The 14800-nt window shown below is 63.3% G+C and carries 12 protein-coding genes and 1 pseudogene; 7 read left to right on the top strand and 6 right to left on the bottom strand.

Annotation, left to right across the window (positions count from 1 at the left end; translation table 11 throughout):
• Window positions 1-28 precede the first annotated feature (28 nt).
• The 3 genes from NK8_RS11935 (at window position 29) to NK8_RS11925 (ending at window position 4553) form a co-directional block, all read left to right on the top strand.
• Window positions 29-367 carry a PP0621 family protein gene (locus NK8_RS11935; protein ID WP_213226469.1) on the top strand — a complete coding sequence of 113 codons (339 nt, stop codon included), beginning with the start codon at window positions 29-31 and terminating at the stop codon, window positions 365-367.
• Complete coding sequence (gene ampD / locus NK8_RS11930) at window positions 364-978, top strand: 1,6-anhydro-N-acetylmuramyl-L-alanine amidase AmpD (protein WP_213226468.1); 615 nt, start codon at window positions 364-366, stop codon at window positions 976-978. The genes NK8_RS11935 and ampD overlap by 4 nt, the downstream gene beginning before the upstream one ends.
• Before the next feature lie 572 nt (window positions 979-1550).
• On the top strand, window positions 1551-4553 hold the full coding sequence (locus tag NK8_RS11925) for a ribonucleoside-diphosphate reductase subunit alpha (RefSeq protein WP_213226467.1): 3003 nt from the start codon (window positions 1551-1553) through the stop codon (window positions 4551-4553).
• 715 nt (window positions 4554-5268) lie between these two features.
• On the opposite strand, the gene NK8_RS11920 is transcribed toward NK8_RS11925, so the two are convergent.
• Window positions 5269-6666, bottom strand: coding sequence for an MFS transporter (locus NK8_RS11920; protein WP_162066345.1), 1398 nt, complete (start codon window positions 6664-6666; stop codon window positions 5269-5271).
• Between the two features lie 122 nt (window positions 6667-6788).
• On the opposite strand from NK8_RS11920, the gene NK8_RS11915 reads away from it, so the two are divergent.
• The 4 genes and pseudogenes from NK8_RS11915 (at window position 6789) to NK8_RS11905 (ending at window position 10067) form a co-directional block, all read left to right on the top strand.
• The gene (locus NK8_RS11915; protein WP_162066344.1) at window positions 6789-7001 is read left to right on the top strand and encodes a DUF3820 family protein; all 213 of its coding nucleotides are present in this window, start codon (window positions 6789-6791) and stop codon (window positions 6999-7001) included.
• 693 nt (window positions 7002-7694) lie between these two features.
• Window positions 7695-8939 carry a ribonucleotide-diphosphate reductase subunit beta gene (locus tag NK8_RS11910; RefSeq protein WP_162066343.1) on the top strand — a complete coding sequence of 415 codons (1245 nt, stop codon included), beginning with the start codon at window positions 7695-7697 and terminating at the stop codon, window positions 8937-8939.
• 103 nt (window positions 8940-9042) lie between these two features.
• Window positions 9043-9370: pseudogene (locus NK8_RS42775) on the top strand (hypothetical protein).
• Window positions 9371-9401: 31 nt separating this feature from the next.
• Window positions 9402-10067, top strand: a complete 666-nt coding sequence (locus NK8_RS11905; RefSeq protein WP_213226466.1) for a histone H1-like DNA-binding protein — start codon at window positions 9402-9404, stop codon at window positions 10065-10067.
• Window positions 10068-10324: 257 nt separating this feature from the next.
• Here NK8_RS11905 and NK8_RS11900 read toward each other — a convergent pair whose 3' ends face one another.
• The 5 genes from NK8_RS11900 to prmA form a co-directional block, all read right to left on the bottom strand.
• Window positions 10325-10804, bottom strand: coding sequence for a glycine zipper 2TM domain-containing protein (locus NK8_RS11900; protein WP_008342914.1), 480 nt, complete (start codon window positions 10802-10804; stop codon window positions 10325-10327).
• A 17-nt stretch (window positions 10805-10821) separates the two neighbouring features.
• On the bottom strand, window positions 10822-11760 hold the full coding sequence (locus tag NK8_RS11895) for a carbohydrate kinase family protein (protein ID WP_162066341.1): 939 nt from the start codon (window positions 11758-11760) through the stop codon (window positions 10822-10824).
• A gap of 120 nt (window positions 11761-11880) precedes the next feature.
• Window positions 11881-12381, bottom strand: coding sequence for a thiol peroxidase (gene tpx, locus NK8_RS11890; RefSeq protein ID WP_213226465.1), 501 nt, complete (start codon window positions 12379-12381; stop codon window positions 11881-11883).
• Between the two features lie 123 nt (window positions 12382-12504).
• A complete protein-coding gene (locus NK8_RS11885) occupies window positions 12505-13827 on the bottom strand; it encodes a zinc-ribbon and DUF3426 domain-containing protein (RefSeq protein WP_213226464.1) in 1323 nt (440 codons plus the stop codon).
• 50 nt (window positions 13828-13877) lie between these two features.
• Window positions 13878-14780 carry a 50S ribosomal protein L11 methyltransferase gene (gene prmA, locus NK8_RS11880; protein ID WP_213226463.1) on the bottom strand — a complete coding sequence of 301 codons (903 nt, stop codon included), beginning with the start codon at window positions 14778-14780 and terminating at the stop codon, window positions 13878-13880.
• Between the last annotated feature and the right edge of the window lie 20 nt (window positions 14781-14800).

Below are 14800 nucleotides of genomic sequence, written 5' to 3'. Positions count from 1 at the left end.
GCGCGTACTTTTTTATCGGCGTGAATCGATGCGAAATTTCATCTTTCTGATCGTCCTCTTCTTCGTGAGCCAGTGGCTCCTGAAGAAGCTGCGCCGCGCGAACGAGCGCGCGCAGCAGGGCGACGCGCAGGCCGGCGGCGCGACCGCGGGCGGCGCCAATGGCGCGCAACGCTCGCGTAGTGGCAACGGCAATGGCAATGGCGCGTCGAACGGCGCGCCGCAACTCGCCGATCCGCTCATCCGTTGCGCGCAGTGCGGCGTGCACACGCCGCGCAGCGAGTCGATCGTCGTCGCGGGCGAGCGCTTCTGCTGCGCCGATCACGCGCGCCACTACGCGAGCCGTCCGACTGGTCGCGACGCGCGATGACCCTGCCGCAAGTCCAGCCTGTCGTCAGGCCAGGCGATCCGCACATCGACGCACAAGGCTGGTTCACGCACGCGTCGCGCCTGCCTTCGCCGAACTTCGAGGCGCGTCCCGGCGACGCCGTGCCGACGCTCATCGTCGTGCACAACATCAGCTTGCCGCCCGACGATTTCACGACCAACTCGATCGCCGATTTCTTCCTCAACAAGCTCGATCACGACGCGCATCCGTACTTCGATCATCTGCGCGGCATGCGCGTGTCGGCGCACTTCGTGATTCGCCGCGATGGCGCGGTCCAGCAATTCGTCTCCTGCGATGAACGCGCGTGGCACGCAGGCGTCTCGTCGTTTTGCGGGCGCGAGCGCTGCAACGATTTCTCGATCGGCATCGAGCTCGAAGGCAGCGACCGCATGCCGTTCGAAGACGCGCAGTACGCCGCATTGAGCGCGCTCGCGCGCATCATCGTGAAGCGCTATCCGATCGATGCTGTGGCGGGCCACTCCGACATCGCGCCCGGTCGCAAGACCGATCCCGGTCCGCATTTCGACTGGCCGCGCGTGCGTCGCGACAGCGCCTTGCCGCCTTCGTTTTTCCCCTTCCAGTCCAGCATCTGAGCGTCGCGTAAGGTCTTTCTCGCTGCGGCGCAACAGCGTTGCGCGCGAGGCCTTGCCGCGCTTTGCGATAGCAAAAGTCAACCCCGTACAGGCAGACGGCAGGCAAATAAACCTTTTTGAGACTGCGCGGATGTCCACTATACTTGGTGCCGAAAGACGTAATTGGCACTAGATCTTGTGTTGTTGTGGCGGCGCCCGCTCCGATGAGCCGGCGCCGCCGGCTTTCCGGCGTAAGAGAAGTTTGGCTGGCCCGGGGCGATGCGCGAGACCGTTTCCCTTTGCGAGGGGGAGGCGTCAGGCGCATCGAGCGCCAGCGAGCAGCACCGTGAAGAAGGCAAGCAAGTGAGCGCGAGTTGCGTCGACCGACACCGCGCGCCAACGCGGGCACCGCATGAGACGCCAAAGACAATGCGGGCCGTAAGCGCCGCGAATCGTGTTTCCAGCCTGCTGCATTCACAGCCCGCTTTACCGCCAAAACACCGCGCAATCTTCATGACGATGTCCTGACGCGCGCGGCATAAGTGATAAATCCGCGGACCATCCGCACCATTCGAACACCAGGAGTTTTGCACATGCAAACCACCGAGAACGCCGCGACTTCCTTCGAAGGCGCATCCGCACAGCCGATGGGCGGTGCCCAGTCCACGAGCGCAGCGCAAGCGCTCGCGCCGGACACGACGTTTGCCGACTACAAGGTCATCCGTCGCAACGGAAGCGTGGTGTCGTTCGAGCCGACGAAAATCGCGATCGCGGTGACGAAGGCGTTCATCGCCGTGAATGGCGGGCAGGGCGCAGCTTCCGCGCGTGTGCGCGAGCTCGTCGAGCAACTGACGCAAGCCGTCGTGCGCGCGCTCGTGCGCAGCCGTCCGCATGGCGGCACGTTCCATATCGAAGACATTCAGGATCAGGTCGAACTCGCGCTGATGCGCGGCGGCGAGCACAACGTCGCGCGCGCGTACGTGCTGTATCGCGAGAAGCGCACGCAGCAGCGTACGCAAGAGCGCGCGCAGACGCAGGACGCGCAGGCGCACGAAGGCGTCATCAACGTGACGGACAACGGCGTCACGCGCCCGCTCGATCTCGACGCGCTGAAGGCGCTGATCGTCTCCGCGTGCGCGAACCTCGGCGACGCGGTGTCCGCTGAGCCGATCGTCGCGGAAACGGTGAAGAACCTGTACGACGGCGTGCCGATGTCGCAGGTCTACGAGTCGTCTATCCTCGCCGCGCGCACGATGATCGAAAAGGACCCGGCGTACAGCCAGGTCACCGCGCGCATCCTGCTGCACACGATCCGCCGCGAAATTCTCGTGGACGAAGTGACGCAAGCCGAAATGGGCGAGCGCTACGCCGAATACTTCCCGCTGTTCATCAAGCGGGGCGTCGAAGCCGGCCTGCTCGACGACAAGCTCCAGCAATTCGATCTGAAGCGCCTCGGCGCCGCGCTCGACGCGAACCGCGATCTGCAATTCGGCTACCTCGGCCTGCAGACGCTGTATGACCGCTACTTCCTGCACGTCGAAGGCACGCGCATCGAGTTGCCGCAGGCATTCTTCATGCGTGTCGCGATGGGCCTGTCGCTCAACGAAATCGACCGTGAAGCGCGCGCCATCGAGTTCTACAACGTGCTCTCGTCGTTCGACTTCATGTCGTCGACGCCGACGCTGTTCAACTCGGGCACGCATCGCTCGCAGTTGTCGTCGTGCTATCTGACGACCGTCGCCGACGATCTCGACGGCATCTACGAAGCGCTGAAGGAAAACGCGCTGCTCTCGAAGTTCGCGGGCGGCCTCGGCAACGACTGGACGCGCGTGCGCGCGCTCGGCTCGCACATCAAGGGCACCAACGGCAAGTCGCAAGGCGTCGTGCCGTTCCTGAAGGTCGTGAACGACACGGCCGTCGCCGTGAATCAGGGCGGCAAGCGCAAGGGCGCGGTGTGCGCGTACCTGGAAACGTGGCACCTCGACATCGAGGAATTCCTCGAGCTGCGCAAGAACACGGGCGATGACCGTCGCCGCACGCACGACATGAACACGGCGAACTGGATTCCCGACCTGTTCATGAAGCGCGTCGTCGAAGGCGGCGACTGGACGCTGTTCTCGCCGTCGACCTGCCCGGACCTGCACGACCTGTTCGGCGCGGACTTCGAGAAGGCCTATGTGGCTTACGAAGAGAAAGCAGCGCGCGGCGAGATCAAGCTGTTCAAGAAGCTGCCGGCGGCGCAACTGTGGCGCAAGATGCTCGGCATGCTGTTCGAGACCGGCCATCCGTGGATCACGTTCAAGGATCCGTGCAATGTGCGCTCGCCGCAACAGCACGTCGGTGTCGTGCATTCGTCGAACCTGTGCACGGAAATCACGCTGAACACGAGCGAGACGGAAATCGCGGTGTGCAATCTCGGCTCGGTGAACCTGGTCGCGCACATGGTGAAGCAGGCCGACGGCAGCTACGCGCTGGATCACGCCAAGCTCAAGCGCACCATCAGCGTCGCGATGCGTATGCTCGACAATGTCATCGACATCAACTACTACGCGGTTCCGAAGGCGCGTAACTCGAACCTGAAGCATCGTCCGGTGGGCATGGGCATCATGGGCTTCCAGGACTGCCTGCATTTGCTGCGCACGCCGTACGCGTCGGGCGATGCGGTCGAGTTCGCGGATCGTTCGATGGAAGCCGTCTGCTATTACGCGTACTACGCATCGACGGAACTCGCGGAAGAGCGTGGCCGTTACGCGACGTATCGCGGCTCGCTGTGGGATCGCGGCATTCTTCCGCAGGATTCGCTGAAGCTGCTGGCGGACGCGCGCGGCGGGTATGTCGAAGTGGATTCGTCCGAGTCGATGGACTGGCCCGAACTGCGTTCGCGCATCTCGACGTACGGCATGCGCAATTCGAACTGCGTGGCGATTGCGCCGACGGCGACGATCTCCAACATCATCGGCGTGTCGGCGTGCATCGAGCCGACTTTCCAGAATCTGTACGTGAAATCGAATCTGTCGGGCGAATTCACGGTCGTCAACGACTACCTCGTGCGTGACCTGAAGGCGCGCGGGCTGTGGGACGAAGTGATGGTGTCGGATCTGAAGTACTTCGACGGCACGCTCTCGCGCATCGACCGTGTTCCGGCGGATCTGCGCGCGATCTACGCGACCGCGTTCGAAGTCGATCCGAAGTGGCTGGTCGAAGCGGCGTCGCGCCGTCAGAAGTGGATTGATCAGGCGCAGTCGCTGAACATCTACATGGCGGGCGCGTCGGGCAAGAAGCTCGACGAGGTCTACAAGCTCGCGTGGATTCGCGGCCTCAAGACGACCTACTATCTCCGCACGATGGCGGCGACGCATGTCGAGAAGTCGACTGTTGCGCATGGCGCGCTGAACGCGGTGCCGTCGGGCGATGGCGGTCATGGCGCATCGGGTGCGCAAGGTGGCTTCGGTGGCGTGTCGGGTGGTGCGTCGTCGGGCGCGGGCGGGTTCAATGCTGCGGCGGTTGAGGCAGCGCCGGCTCAGGAAGCCGATGGTCCCGTCTGCATGATGCGTCCGGGCGATGCGGGCTTCGACGAGTGCGAGGCTTGCCAGTAAGCGTCGAGTGAGCCGGTCGGGCGGGCCGGCATCGGAGCGGTTTTTTTTATGCTCCGGTGCTGGTCCGTTTTTTTTTCGCCGGATCCCGTTGGCGGGTTGGTCGGTTAGCGTTGCCCCTGTGCGGGGCGGCAGTCACTTTCTTTGCTGCTGCAAAGAAAGTAACCAAAGAAAGCAGCTCGAGACGCCCGCGGTCACACGCAATTTGGGTGTTCTTCTCGTCGCTCGTGGCGTCTGTAGCGAGTGCCCTCACAGGCCACCTCGGGCTTGGACCGCGCACGGTCTGACAAGCTAGTCGTTTGAGCGCGCTGGTTCAGCACGAAATAGCATCGGCACAGCGCTACGCGCTGCCGTTGGGTATGCAAGGGAAACCGACGAGAAAAGAGAAACGCAGAAGCCCACGCAGACCCGATTAGCCCATCGGCCGCGAAGCGGGCCGGAGCCATTTCGTGCTGAACCAGTTTGTTTTGTGGCGCGATGTGACAGACCGTGCGCGGTCCAAGCCCGGTTTAGGCCTTTGAGGGCACTCGCTACTGCTGTGCCAAGACTGATCGCCTGTGCCGCGGCCGGCGTGAAGTACTTTGGATGGGGAAAGCTGCTTTCTTTGGTTACTTTCTTTGCAGCAGCAAAGAAAGTGACTGCCGCCCCGCACAGGGGCAACGCCAACAGACCGACACGCCAACGGGATCCGGCGAGAAACCCAGCAGAAGAACCAGACTCAGCCGCGCGTCCCACGCGAGATCTCCGTGCCGGCATCGTGCGCGAGCCGCGCAGTAATCGGCATCGAAAGAAAAGAAAACAGCCCCACGACGACGAACGCAGGCCAGAAGTCGGACCATTGCACGCTCGCATGACCGTTCAGATATTGCGAGAGTTCGAGCGTGATACCCGCGACCGTCACGCCAAGCCCCAGCGACACCTGCTGCACGAAGCTCGCGAGGCTGGTCGCGCGTCCGACGTCGCGCGTTTCGATCTCCGCATACGCGAGCGAGTTGAGGCTCGTGAACTGCAACGCGGGAAAGAAGCCGCCGAGCAGCACGACAGCCCAGATCACCCAGGTCGGCGTGCCGGGGAAGAACGCGCCGCACGCCGCGATGGCGATGCCCGACAGCGCCGCGTTGTAGAAGAGCGTCTGACGGAAGCCGAAGCGATGCAGCACGCGCGATGCGAACGAGCGCATGAACATGCCGCCGAACGCGGACGCGCAGGTGATCGCGCCGGACTTGAACGCGGACATGCCGAGACCTTCCTGCAGCGCGAGCGGCAAAAGGAATGGCACCGCGCCGAGTCCGATGCGGAACATCGAGCCGCCCAGCACGCTCGCCTGAAACGTCGGCACGCGGAAGAAGCGCAGATCGAGCAGCGGCTTCTCCGCGCGGCGCGCGTGGATGCAGTACAGCACGACCATCAGCGCGCCGGCGGCGCACATCGCGTAGGCGGTGCCTTGCGGAATCAGTTCGCCGCCGACGAGCGAGAGTCCGAGCAGCAGCAACACGCCCGCGCTCGCCGAGAGGAAGAAGCCGAACCAGTCGAGCCGGCCGGGATGCTCCTCGTGCGAGTTGGGGATATGCCGATTGGTCAGCCAGATGCCGGCGATGCCGATCGGAATGTTGATGAAGAAGATCAGGCGCCAGTGCAGGTACGTCGTGATGAAACCGCCGAGCAGCGGCCCGACCGCGGGTCCGAGCATTGCGGGCACCGAGAGGTAATTCATCGCGCGGATGAAGTCGGAGCGGCGCACCGAGCGGAAGATGATGATGCGGCCGACGGGCACCATCATCGCGCCGCCGACGCCCTGGATGAAGCGCGCGACCGTGAATGGTCCGAGCGAAGTGGAAGCCGCGCAGAGCAGCGAGCCGACGACGAACACGCCGATCGCCGTGCGGAACACGGCGCGTGCGCCGAAGCGGTCGGCGACCCAGCCGCAGATCGGTATGAAGACGCCGAGCCCGAGCACGTAGCTCGTGACTGCGACCTTCAACGTGACGGGATCGCGTCCGAAGGCACGAGCCATTTCAGGAATCGCCGTGACGATGACATTGGCGTCGACGCTTTCCATGAACATCGCGCACGCGACGATGAGAGGGGCGATGAAAGCTTTGACGGCAAGCGGCATGGTGAATCGCGATCAACTCTTGGCGGCAAGAGCGGCGATTATGGCACCGATATGGAGCAGTCGCTGAGCGATTGCCACGCGTTGCGTGGTGCGATGAACATTGAACGAGGAGTGAAGAAGCGATGGACCCGCAAGATCTGCAGCGTCTCGTCACGCAGACGATGCCGTACGGCAAGTACAAGGACAGGCTCATCGCGGACCTGCCTGGTCACTATCTCGCGTGGTTCGCGCGTGAGGGTTTTCCAGAGGGCAAGCTCGGCAAGTTGCTCGCCTTGATGCATGAGATCGACCACAACAACTTGCGTGCGTTGCTCGATCCGCTGCGAGGCCGGTGACGCCTGGCGCAAGGTTCTGCAGTGAGTCGGAGCGCCGCGTAAACACGCTATAGGTTGTATTGGTGATATTTTCAAGCACAAGATATTGTGGAAATACGAGACACCAGATGCTAAACTTCGGCAACGAATTCGCGGCCGCAAGCAGGCAGTAGAGCGCGCTTCGAGATGCCTTCGCGAGAGTCTTTCGAGCGACGCGGCATGGGTCCGATGACATGCTTCGAAGGTCATCGAAGAGAGCGAGAGAAGGCAGCAAGTCGATCGCTTCTCGACACATGTTTTGCATCGCATCGAGTGTCGTCGAGCAAGATGGATCGATGAGCGAAGCGCGTCACGCTTCGATGCGTTCGAGATCGCATGCTCATCAGTGAGCCGATGCTTGCAGCGAAACGCGATGTGCTTCGCAGCGTGCTTTGTGCGTCGGCCGCAAAGCCTTGTGAGACAAGGCTTCCAAGGCATCGATGAAGTTACTCGCAAGCATGCGGAGATGCCTTCGAAGTCACTCGATCAGGACCGCTTCACACCCGATCGAAGAGATGTCGCATCGAGCCTCACACACACATCGACGAGCCAAGTGTTGTATGCAGGTAGCAACGTCGAATCTAAATCGCATGAAAACGAGATTTTTCATGAGCAAACTCTTTTATCGCTCATGAAAAGATGGTACAAACCGATCTAAATTGATGGTGAGAATTTATGCTCAACTGGGATGACGAGACCACTGCCGTAGCTCCCTCGAGCGCTTCGCAACAGAACCCGTTGCGTCACGCTCAAGGCACGACTTTCGGCACGCAAGGCGCGACGCAAGTAGCGCACGCTCATCAAGCTGCCCAGACTGCTCAGGCGAACAACATCTTCTCCGATGGCTTCGTTCCCCCCGCAGCCGCCACACCGTCCGCCGGCGCGATCGCCGCGCAGAGCGAAGCGCGCGTCAATGTCGCCGACAAGCGCATCATCAACGGCAAGACCGACGTCAATCAACTCGTCCCGTTCAAGTACAAGTGGGCGTGGGAGAAGTACCTCGCGGGCTGCGCGAATCACTGGATGCCGCAGGAAGTGAACATGTCGCGCGACATCGCCCTGTGGAAAGACCCGAACGGTCTCTCGGACGACGAGCGCCGCGTGGTCAAGCGCAACCTCGGCTTCTTCGTCACGGCGGACTCGCTCGCCGCGAACAACATCGTGCTCGGCACGTACCGTCACATCACCGCTCCGGAGTGCCGCCAGTTCCTGCTGCGCCAGGCCTTCGAAGAGGCGATCCACACGCACGCGTACCAGTACATCGTCGAATCGCTCGGTCTCGATGAAAGCGAGATCTTCAACGCGTATCACGAGGTCAAGTCGATCCGTGACAAGGACGAGTTCCTCATCCCCTTCATCAATACGCTGACCGACCCGGCCTTCACCACCGGCACGCTGGAAGCGGACCAGAAATTGCTGAAGTCGTTGATCGTGTTCGCCTGCATCATGGAAGGCCTGTTCTTCTATGTCGGCTTCACGCAGATTCTGGCGCTGGGTCGCCAGAACAAGATGACGGGCGCGGCGGAGCAGTATCAGTACATCCTCCGCGACGAATCGATGCACTGCAACTTCGGCATCGACCTCATCAACCAGATCAAGCTGGAAGAGCCGCAACTGTGGACCGCCGAATTCAAGGCCGAGATTCGCGAGCTCTTCAAGCAGGCTGTCGATCTTGAATATCGCTACGCTGAAGACACCATGCCGCGCGGGGTTCTCGGCCTGAACGCGTCGATGTTCAAGAGCTACTTGCGGTTCATCTGCAACCGGCGTTGCCAGCAGATCGGACTGGACCCGCTCTTCCCGAACGAGGAAAACCCGTTCCCGTGGATGAGCGAAATGATCGACTTGAAGAAGGAACGCAACTTCTTCGAGACACGCGTGATTGAGTATCAAACCGGCGGCGCGCTGACCTGGGAATAATAAAAATCCAGGACGTGTTGCAGACGAAATCGACGGGACGGACGGGCAGCAGCGTGTCGCTCACGCGCGCCCGGCCGACAAGGTTTAGGAGAACGGTCGCCTGATGCAGAGTGCGCCTACTGACGTGGCGGGCCAAGTGGCTCGAATGGAAGACAGGCGTTTTGCGTTCCCTGAAAAGGGATGGGCAAACTTCCCCCCGGAACATGCCAGCGGCAAGCTCGCTGGCTCGATCAAGCGAAGGCCGGCGCCGCGAACAAGCGGTGCTGACTCAATTTGGCGCGCGGTGCCTCGGGGCACGGCGCGCCTTGCCGTATTCATTAGCGTAAGCAGGTGGGATCAGCGTACGCCGATGAATAATCCGCTTCGTAGCGTGCGCTGTGAGAGGCGACACGTGGGAAGCGGGTTTTGACGAAGGGTGTAGTTTGAACTGACTCTCATCTGAAAACCTGAAGGAGAAAAACCATGGCAGTTGCCAAGAAAAAACCCGCCGCGAAAAAGGCTGCAGCAAAGAAGGTCACCGCCAAGAAGGCTGCGCCGGCGAAAAAGGTTGCCGCTAAGAAGGTCGCTGTGAAGAAGGTCGCTGCAAAGAAAGTAGCAGCGAAGAAGGTCGCAGCGAAGAAGGTTGCTGCAAAGAAAGTAGCGACGAAGAAGGTCGCGGCAAAGAAGGTAGCAGCGAAGAAGGTCGCGGCGAAGAAGGTAGCAGCGAAGAAGGTCGCGGCGAAGAAGGCGCCCGCGAAGAAGGCCGCAGCGAAGAAGGTTGCGACCAAGAAGGTAGCGGCGAAGAAGGCCGCAGCCAAGAAGGCGCCTGCGAAGAAGGCCGCAGCGAAGAAGGCACCTGCGAAGAAGGCCGCGGCGAAGAAGGCTGCCGCGAAAAAGGCTCCTGCGAAAAAGGCTGCTGCGAAAACCGCAGCCCCTGCGCCTGCGGCTGCGCCCGCTCCTGCTGCAAAGAAGGCCCCTGCGAAGAAGGCTCCGGCCAAGAAGGCCGCTGCTGCGAAGAAGACTACGGCTGCCGCTCCTGCAACGACGGCAACGACCGTATCGGCGCCCGCTCCGGCTCCGGCTGCGGCTGTCAAGACGGCGTTGAACCCGGCAGCGGCATGGCCGTTCCCGACGGGCAGCCGTCCGTAAGCTCTCGCAGTAGGCAACACCCAGGCACAGCGCGCTGTGCCCTTGGTCCGGGTAGGCCTACCCGGCCTGAACCCGTCGCCGGAGCAACCTGGCGGCGGGTTTTTCGTTTCGGCGAACGAATCGCATGGGGCAACTCGCGCGAGTCGAGCACCCAAAGAAAAAGCGCATGCATCTTTCGATACATGCGCTCGTGTCGGAGAGGTCAGCGCCTTGCGGCGCGGCGCCTATTCCTCCGCTGAATGCCTCAGTGGCTCAGTTCAGTGCGTAACGCGCGTGACGCCGCCGCTCGACAACAGACGCACCCGTTCGCCCGCCTGGAACACCTCGCCGTTCGCGGTCTGCGTGATCGCGCGCAGATCGCCGTTATCGAGGCGTACGGTGATCTCCAGGCCGTTCTTCATCGCGACACTGTTCTCGACCGCGTTGCCCGCCACGGCGCCAGCCAGGCCGCCGATGATGCCCGCGATGATCGAGCCGTTGCCGCCGCCGATCGCACTTGCCGCCGCGACGCCGCCCAGCGCGCCGCCGCCGATCGTGCCGAGGCCGGTCGGCTGGCCGTTGTTCGAGCTGATCTTCACGCCGCGCACACTTTCGACAGTCGCCATGCGTACCGTTTCCTCACGCTGTGCCTGCGAGGCCGTGTAGACGTCCGAAGAACTGCTGTTGTAGGCGCAGCCCGTCAGCGCCACCGAGCCGACGAGTGCCATTGCCAGCGCGATACGACTTACCGTTTTCATTCCTTCACTCCAATCATTCAGAACAGGCTGCTTCCGAAGGCCTGCTTGAAACGCTCTTCGATTTCGACGCGCGTCGGCGCGTAGGTTTGCGGTCCCTGATGTTCGATTTTCAGCGAGCCCATCAGACTTGCGAGACGCCCCGTTTTCTCCCAGCCAAGCTTGTTTTCGATGCCGTACAGCAGGCCGCCGCGGAATGCGTCGCCGCAACCGGTCGGATCGACCACCTGACGCGCTTCCACGCACGGAATTTCGAGCACGCCATCTTGATGATAGATCTGCGCGCCGTGTTCGCCGCGTGTCACGACGAGGGCATCGACCCGGCTCTTGATGTCTTCGATCGACCAGCCGGTCTTGTTGCTCAGCAACTTGGCTTCGTAATCGTTGACCGCCACGTAGGTGGCGAGTTCAATCATGCGACAAAGTTCCGCACTTTCCAGAATAGGCAATCCCTGACCCGGATCGAACACGAACGGCACGCCCGCGCGGGCCATTCCTTCGGCGTGTTCGCGCATGCCTTGGGCGCCATCAGGGGCGACGATGCCGAGCGAGATGCCGCGCGCTTCATCGGCGCGGTTCTGGTGCGATTCCATCATCGCGCCGGGGTGGAACGCGGTGATCTGGTTGTTCGCGAGATCGGTCGTGATGAAGCACTGCGCCGAGTGCTGATCCGGCAGCACGCGCACGTATTCCTTCGACAGACCGAGCGCGTCGAGCCGGTCGGTGTAGAGCTGCGAATCGGCCGCGCCGAGCGTCGCCATGATCTTCGGATCGCCGCCGAGCAGCTTGAGCGCATAGGCGATATTGCCCGCGCAGCCGCCGAAGTTGCGCCGCATCGTCGGCACCAGGAAGCTGATGTTCAGCATGTGCACCTGGTCCGGCAGGATGTGGTCGCCGAAGCGGCCCTGGAAGGTCATGATGTTGTCGTAGGCGAGCGAGCCGCAGATGAGCGTAGCCAAGGCGAACGTCCTTTATGAATAGGGGCCGAGGAAAAAAATGCACATACGGCGCGCGGCGAGCGGTTCACCGCGCCTCGTATGCGCAGACCGCTTCGATGCGAAGCGGTCCGTCGCGAAGGATTACTTCAGCGCGGCGAGCGCTGCGTCGTAGTTCGGCTCGTTCTTGATCTCGGGCACGAGCTCCGAGTGCAGCACCTTGTTGTTCTCGTCCAGCACGACGACCGCGCGCGCCGTCAGGCCTTTGAGCGGGCCGCTCGTCACGTCGACGCCGTAGGCCTGCGCGAACTCATTGCCGCGGAATGTCGATGCCGTCACGACATTGGCGATGCCTTCGGTCGTGCAGAAGCGCTTCGCCGCGAACGGCAGATCGCCCGAAACCACGACCACGACCGTATTGTTCAGGCTCGCGGCCGCTTCGTTGAACTTGCGCGTCGAGGTGGCGCAGGTCGGCGTGTCGAGACTCGGCACGATGTTCAGCACCTTGCGCTTGCCCGCGAAGCTCGCGAGCTTGACGTCGCCGAGATCCGCGCCGACGAGCGTGAATTCGGGCGCTTGCTGGCCCGCGCCCGGAAACGTGCCGCTGACGTCGATGGGATTGCCGCCGAGGGTAACTTGACTCATGTTGCGCTCCAGAGAATTGTCAGATGCTGACAGGAAAATCGCGCGTGCCGGGCCATGAGGGCAGGCACGCGCGTCGTGTGGCACTGGGTTCGCCTTGCGCGCGACGGGGCGCCAAGGCCGTGATCACGGATAAAAGACCTGAACCCGGTAATTCGCGGCGACCGCGTCGCCCGTATCAAGTCGGACGACGACCGGCTGCGCGCTTTGCGGCGGAAGGCCGACGGCGAATATCGTACCCGGTCGCGCGTAATCCTGCGGCCAGAGCACGCGGCGGATCGCGACGTTGTTCTTGTCGTCGAGCAGCGTGAGCTCGAGCGCCGGATATGCCAGCGCGACATCCAGCCGATTGCGCAACGACAGCTTCAGCTCGAGCTTGTGCGGGCCGTCCACCTGACGCAGGCCGGAACTCTCGATCTGCAATCCGTCGATGTTGCGCGGTGGTGAGATCGTGCAGCCGATCTGGTCGCAGACATCCGAATAGAGCGAGTGCGATCCGGGCACGTACACCATCACGGTTTCGCGCTGCCACCACGCGAGCTGCACGAGCAGCAGCAACGCCAGCAACACGGCGACGATGATGCCGACGACGCGCTTGGCCTTGCTCGGCGCGGGGCGCACGGGCGCGCGCGACTCTCGCGCCTCCCGCGACTCGCGAATGACCGGAAACGCTTCATTCGCGCTTGTGCGGCGAGCGGGGGCGGGCGGTTTGGCGCTGAAGGCCGGCTCCTCGTCGTTGCGCCACGCGGATGCGGCAGGCGGTTCCGGCGCGGGGCGCGCGGGCGGCGCGTCCAGTTGCGGAGCCGGTCCGATGAACGGCTCGGCGCGATCATCGACGGGCCCAGCGAACGGTGCGACGGGCGGCTCGCCGAGCGGCGCAGCGGCGCCGCCTTGCGCGGCGTTCGCGGCGTCGGGATGCGGCGAGCGGACGCGGATGAACTGCTTCAGGCGGTCCGGTTCGGAAGGCAGCGCGGATGGCTCGTTCGCCGCATCGGACTGCGCGGGCTCGGTACGCGGAGGCGCTGAGCGCGCCGGTCCCGACGCGTTGGCGAAGGCGGGAGAGTCAACGTATACCGTGCGTTCGCTGTCTTCGCCGGGCTTCGTGCCGAAGGGCGGGACGGGCTGGGAAGGCGTGTCGAGATCGAGCTTGCGCGGTGCGAACGGACGCGGCTTCAGCGGCGCCTCAGACGTGACGGGCGTGACGGGCGCACGGGCGGACGCATCGGGAGAACTAGTCGTGGGCCCGACGGCGACGTCATCGTCGATGATCGCGGCATGCTGGGCGACGCCAGCCGCGGCCGGCTCATCGGGAAGCTCGAAACGATGATGCGCGGCATCGAAAACTTCCTGGCAGTGTCCGCAACGCACGCGGCCGTCATGCGGCGCGAGCAGGTGCGGGTCCAGCTTGAACACGGTTTCGCAGTGAGGGCAGCGGGTTGCCAGCGCCATATAAGAAGTGCCGTTGGCCTTGACGGCCATTCGTGGAGGATGGCGCTATTCTAAAGGCTTTCGCGCCGGGTTCCCGCGAGGCATACCCAGCCTTCGTGTTCGCGCCAGACGCCGATGTCGATCCACTTCGCATAGACCGCCGCGACTTCGTCGGCCTGCCGCGCGAGCACGCCCGAAAGCGCGATTCTGCCGCCCGGTTTCACCTTCGCGGCGAGCATCGACGCCATCAGTTTGAGCGGATTCGAGAGAATGTTTGCGACGACGATATCGAACTCGCCGGGGGGGCACGCGTCGGGCAAACCGTAGGTCACGTCCGCGTGATTGCGCGTGCTGTTCTGACGCGCCGACTCGACCGCTTGCGGATCGATATCGATGCCGACGACCGGCTGCGCGCCGCACTTCTTCGCGAGAATCGCGAGGATGCCGGAGCCGCAGCCGTAGTCGAGCAGCGATTGCCCCGGCCGCACCGACTGCTCCAGCCATTCCATACACAGGCGCGTGGTCGGATGGCTGCCGGTGCCAAACGCGAGACCGGGATCGAGTTCGAGCACGAGCGCGTCCGGATCGGGCGCGTCGTGCCATGACGGCACGACCCAGATGCGCTCGCCGATGGCGATCGGATCGAACTGCGCCTGCGTGAGACGCACCCAATCCTGTTCCTCCACGTCACGCACGGTGAAGGCGGGCGTCGCCGCGAGGCCGATCTCGTTCGCGGCGGCGGCGAGCAGCACGTCGGGATCGGCGTCCTCGGCGAGCAGCGCGACCACGCGCGAGCGATTCCACGCGCGCTTCTCGGGCACGAGACCCGGCTCGCCGAAGAGCGGCTGCTCGTCGGGCGTGTCGGCGTCGGCGTCTTCGACCGACACCGACAACGCGCCGACTTCGAGCAGCGCGTCCGACAGTGCTTCCGCGCGCTCGCGATCCAGCTCGGCGATCAGTTCCCGATAACTCATGCTTCTCTCTCTCGCTCGGC

Origin of the sequence: Caballeronia sp. NK8 (assembly GCF_018408855.1) — a bacterium.
Taxonomy (GTDB): Bacteria; Pseudomonadota; Gammaproteobacteria; order Burkholderiales; family Burkholderiaceae; genus Caballeronia.
This window is presented reverse-complemented; position numbering and strand designations above follow the sequence as displayed.

Excerpts from the sequence above, each read along its gene's own strand:
- NK8_RS11935 (WP_213226469.1), top strand. The coding sequence starts at position 29 with ATGCGAAATTTCATCTTTCTGATCGTCCTCTTCTTCGTGAGCCAGTGG.
- ampD (WP_213226468.1), top strand. The coding sequence starts at position 364 with ATGACCCTGCCGCAAGTCCAGCCTGTCGTCAGGCCAGGCGATCCGCAC.
- NK8_RS11925 (WP_213226467.1), top strand. The coding sequence starts at position 1,551 with ATGCAAACCACCGAGAACGCCGCGACTTCCTTCGAAGGCGCATCCGCA.
- NK8_RS11920 (WP_162066345.1), bottom strand. The coding sequence starts at position 6,666 with ATGCCGCTTGCCGTCAAAGCTTTCATCGCCCCTCTCATCGTCGCGTGC.
- NK8_RS11915 (WP_162066344.1), top strand. The coding sequence starts at position 6,789 with ATGGACCCGCAAGATCTGCAGCGTCTCGTCACGCAGACGATGCCGTAC.
- NK8_RS11910 (WP_162066343.1), top strand. The coding sequence starts at position 7,695 with ATGCTCAACTGGGATGACGAGACCACTGCCGTAGCTCCCTCGAGCGCT.
- NK8_RS11905 (WP_213226466.1), top strand. The coding sequence starts at position 9,402 with ATGGCAGTTGCCAAGAAAAAACCCGCCGCGAAAAAGGCTGCAGCAAAG.
- NK8_RS11900 (WP_008342914.1), bottom strand. The coding sequence starts at position 10,804 with ATGAAAACGGTAAGTCGTATCGCGCTGGCAATGGCACTCGTCGGCTCG.
- tpx (WP_213226465.1), bottom strand. The coding sequence starts at position 12,381 with ATGAGTCAAGTTACCCTCGGCGGCAATCCCATCGACGTCAGCGGCACG.
- NK8_RS11885 (WP_213226464.1), bottom strand. The coding sequence starts at position 13,827 with ATGGCGCTGGCAACCCGCTGCCCTCACTGCGAAACCGTGTTCAAGCTG.
- prmA (WP_213226463.1), bottom strand. The coding sequence starts at position 14,780 with ATGAGTTATCGGGAACTGATCGCCGAGCTGGATCGCGAGCGCGCGGAA.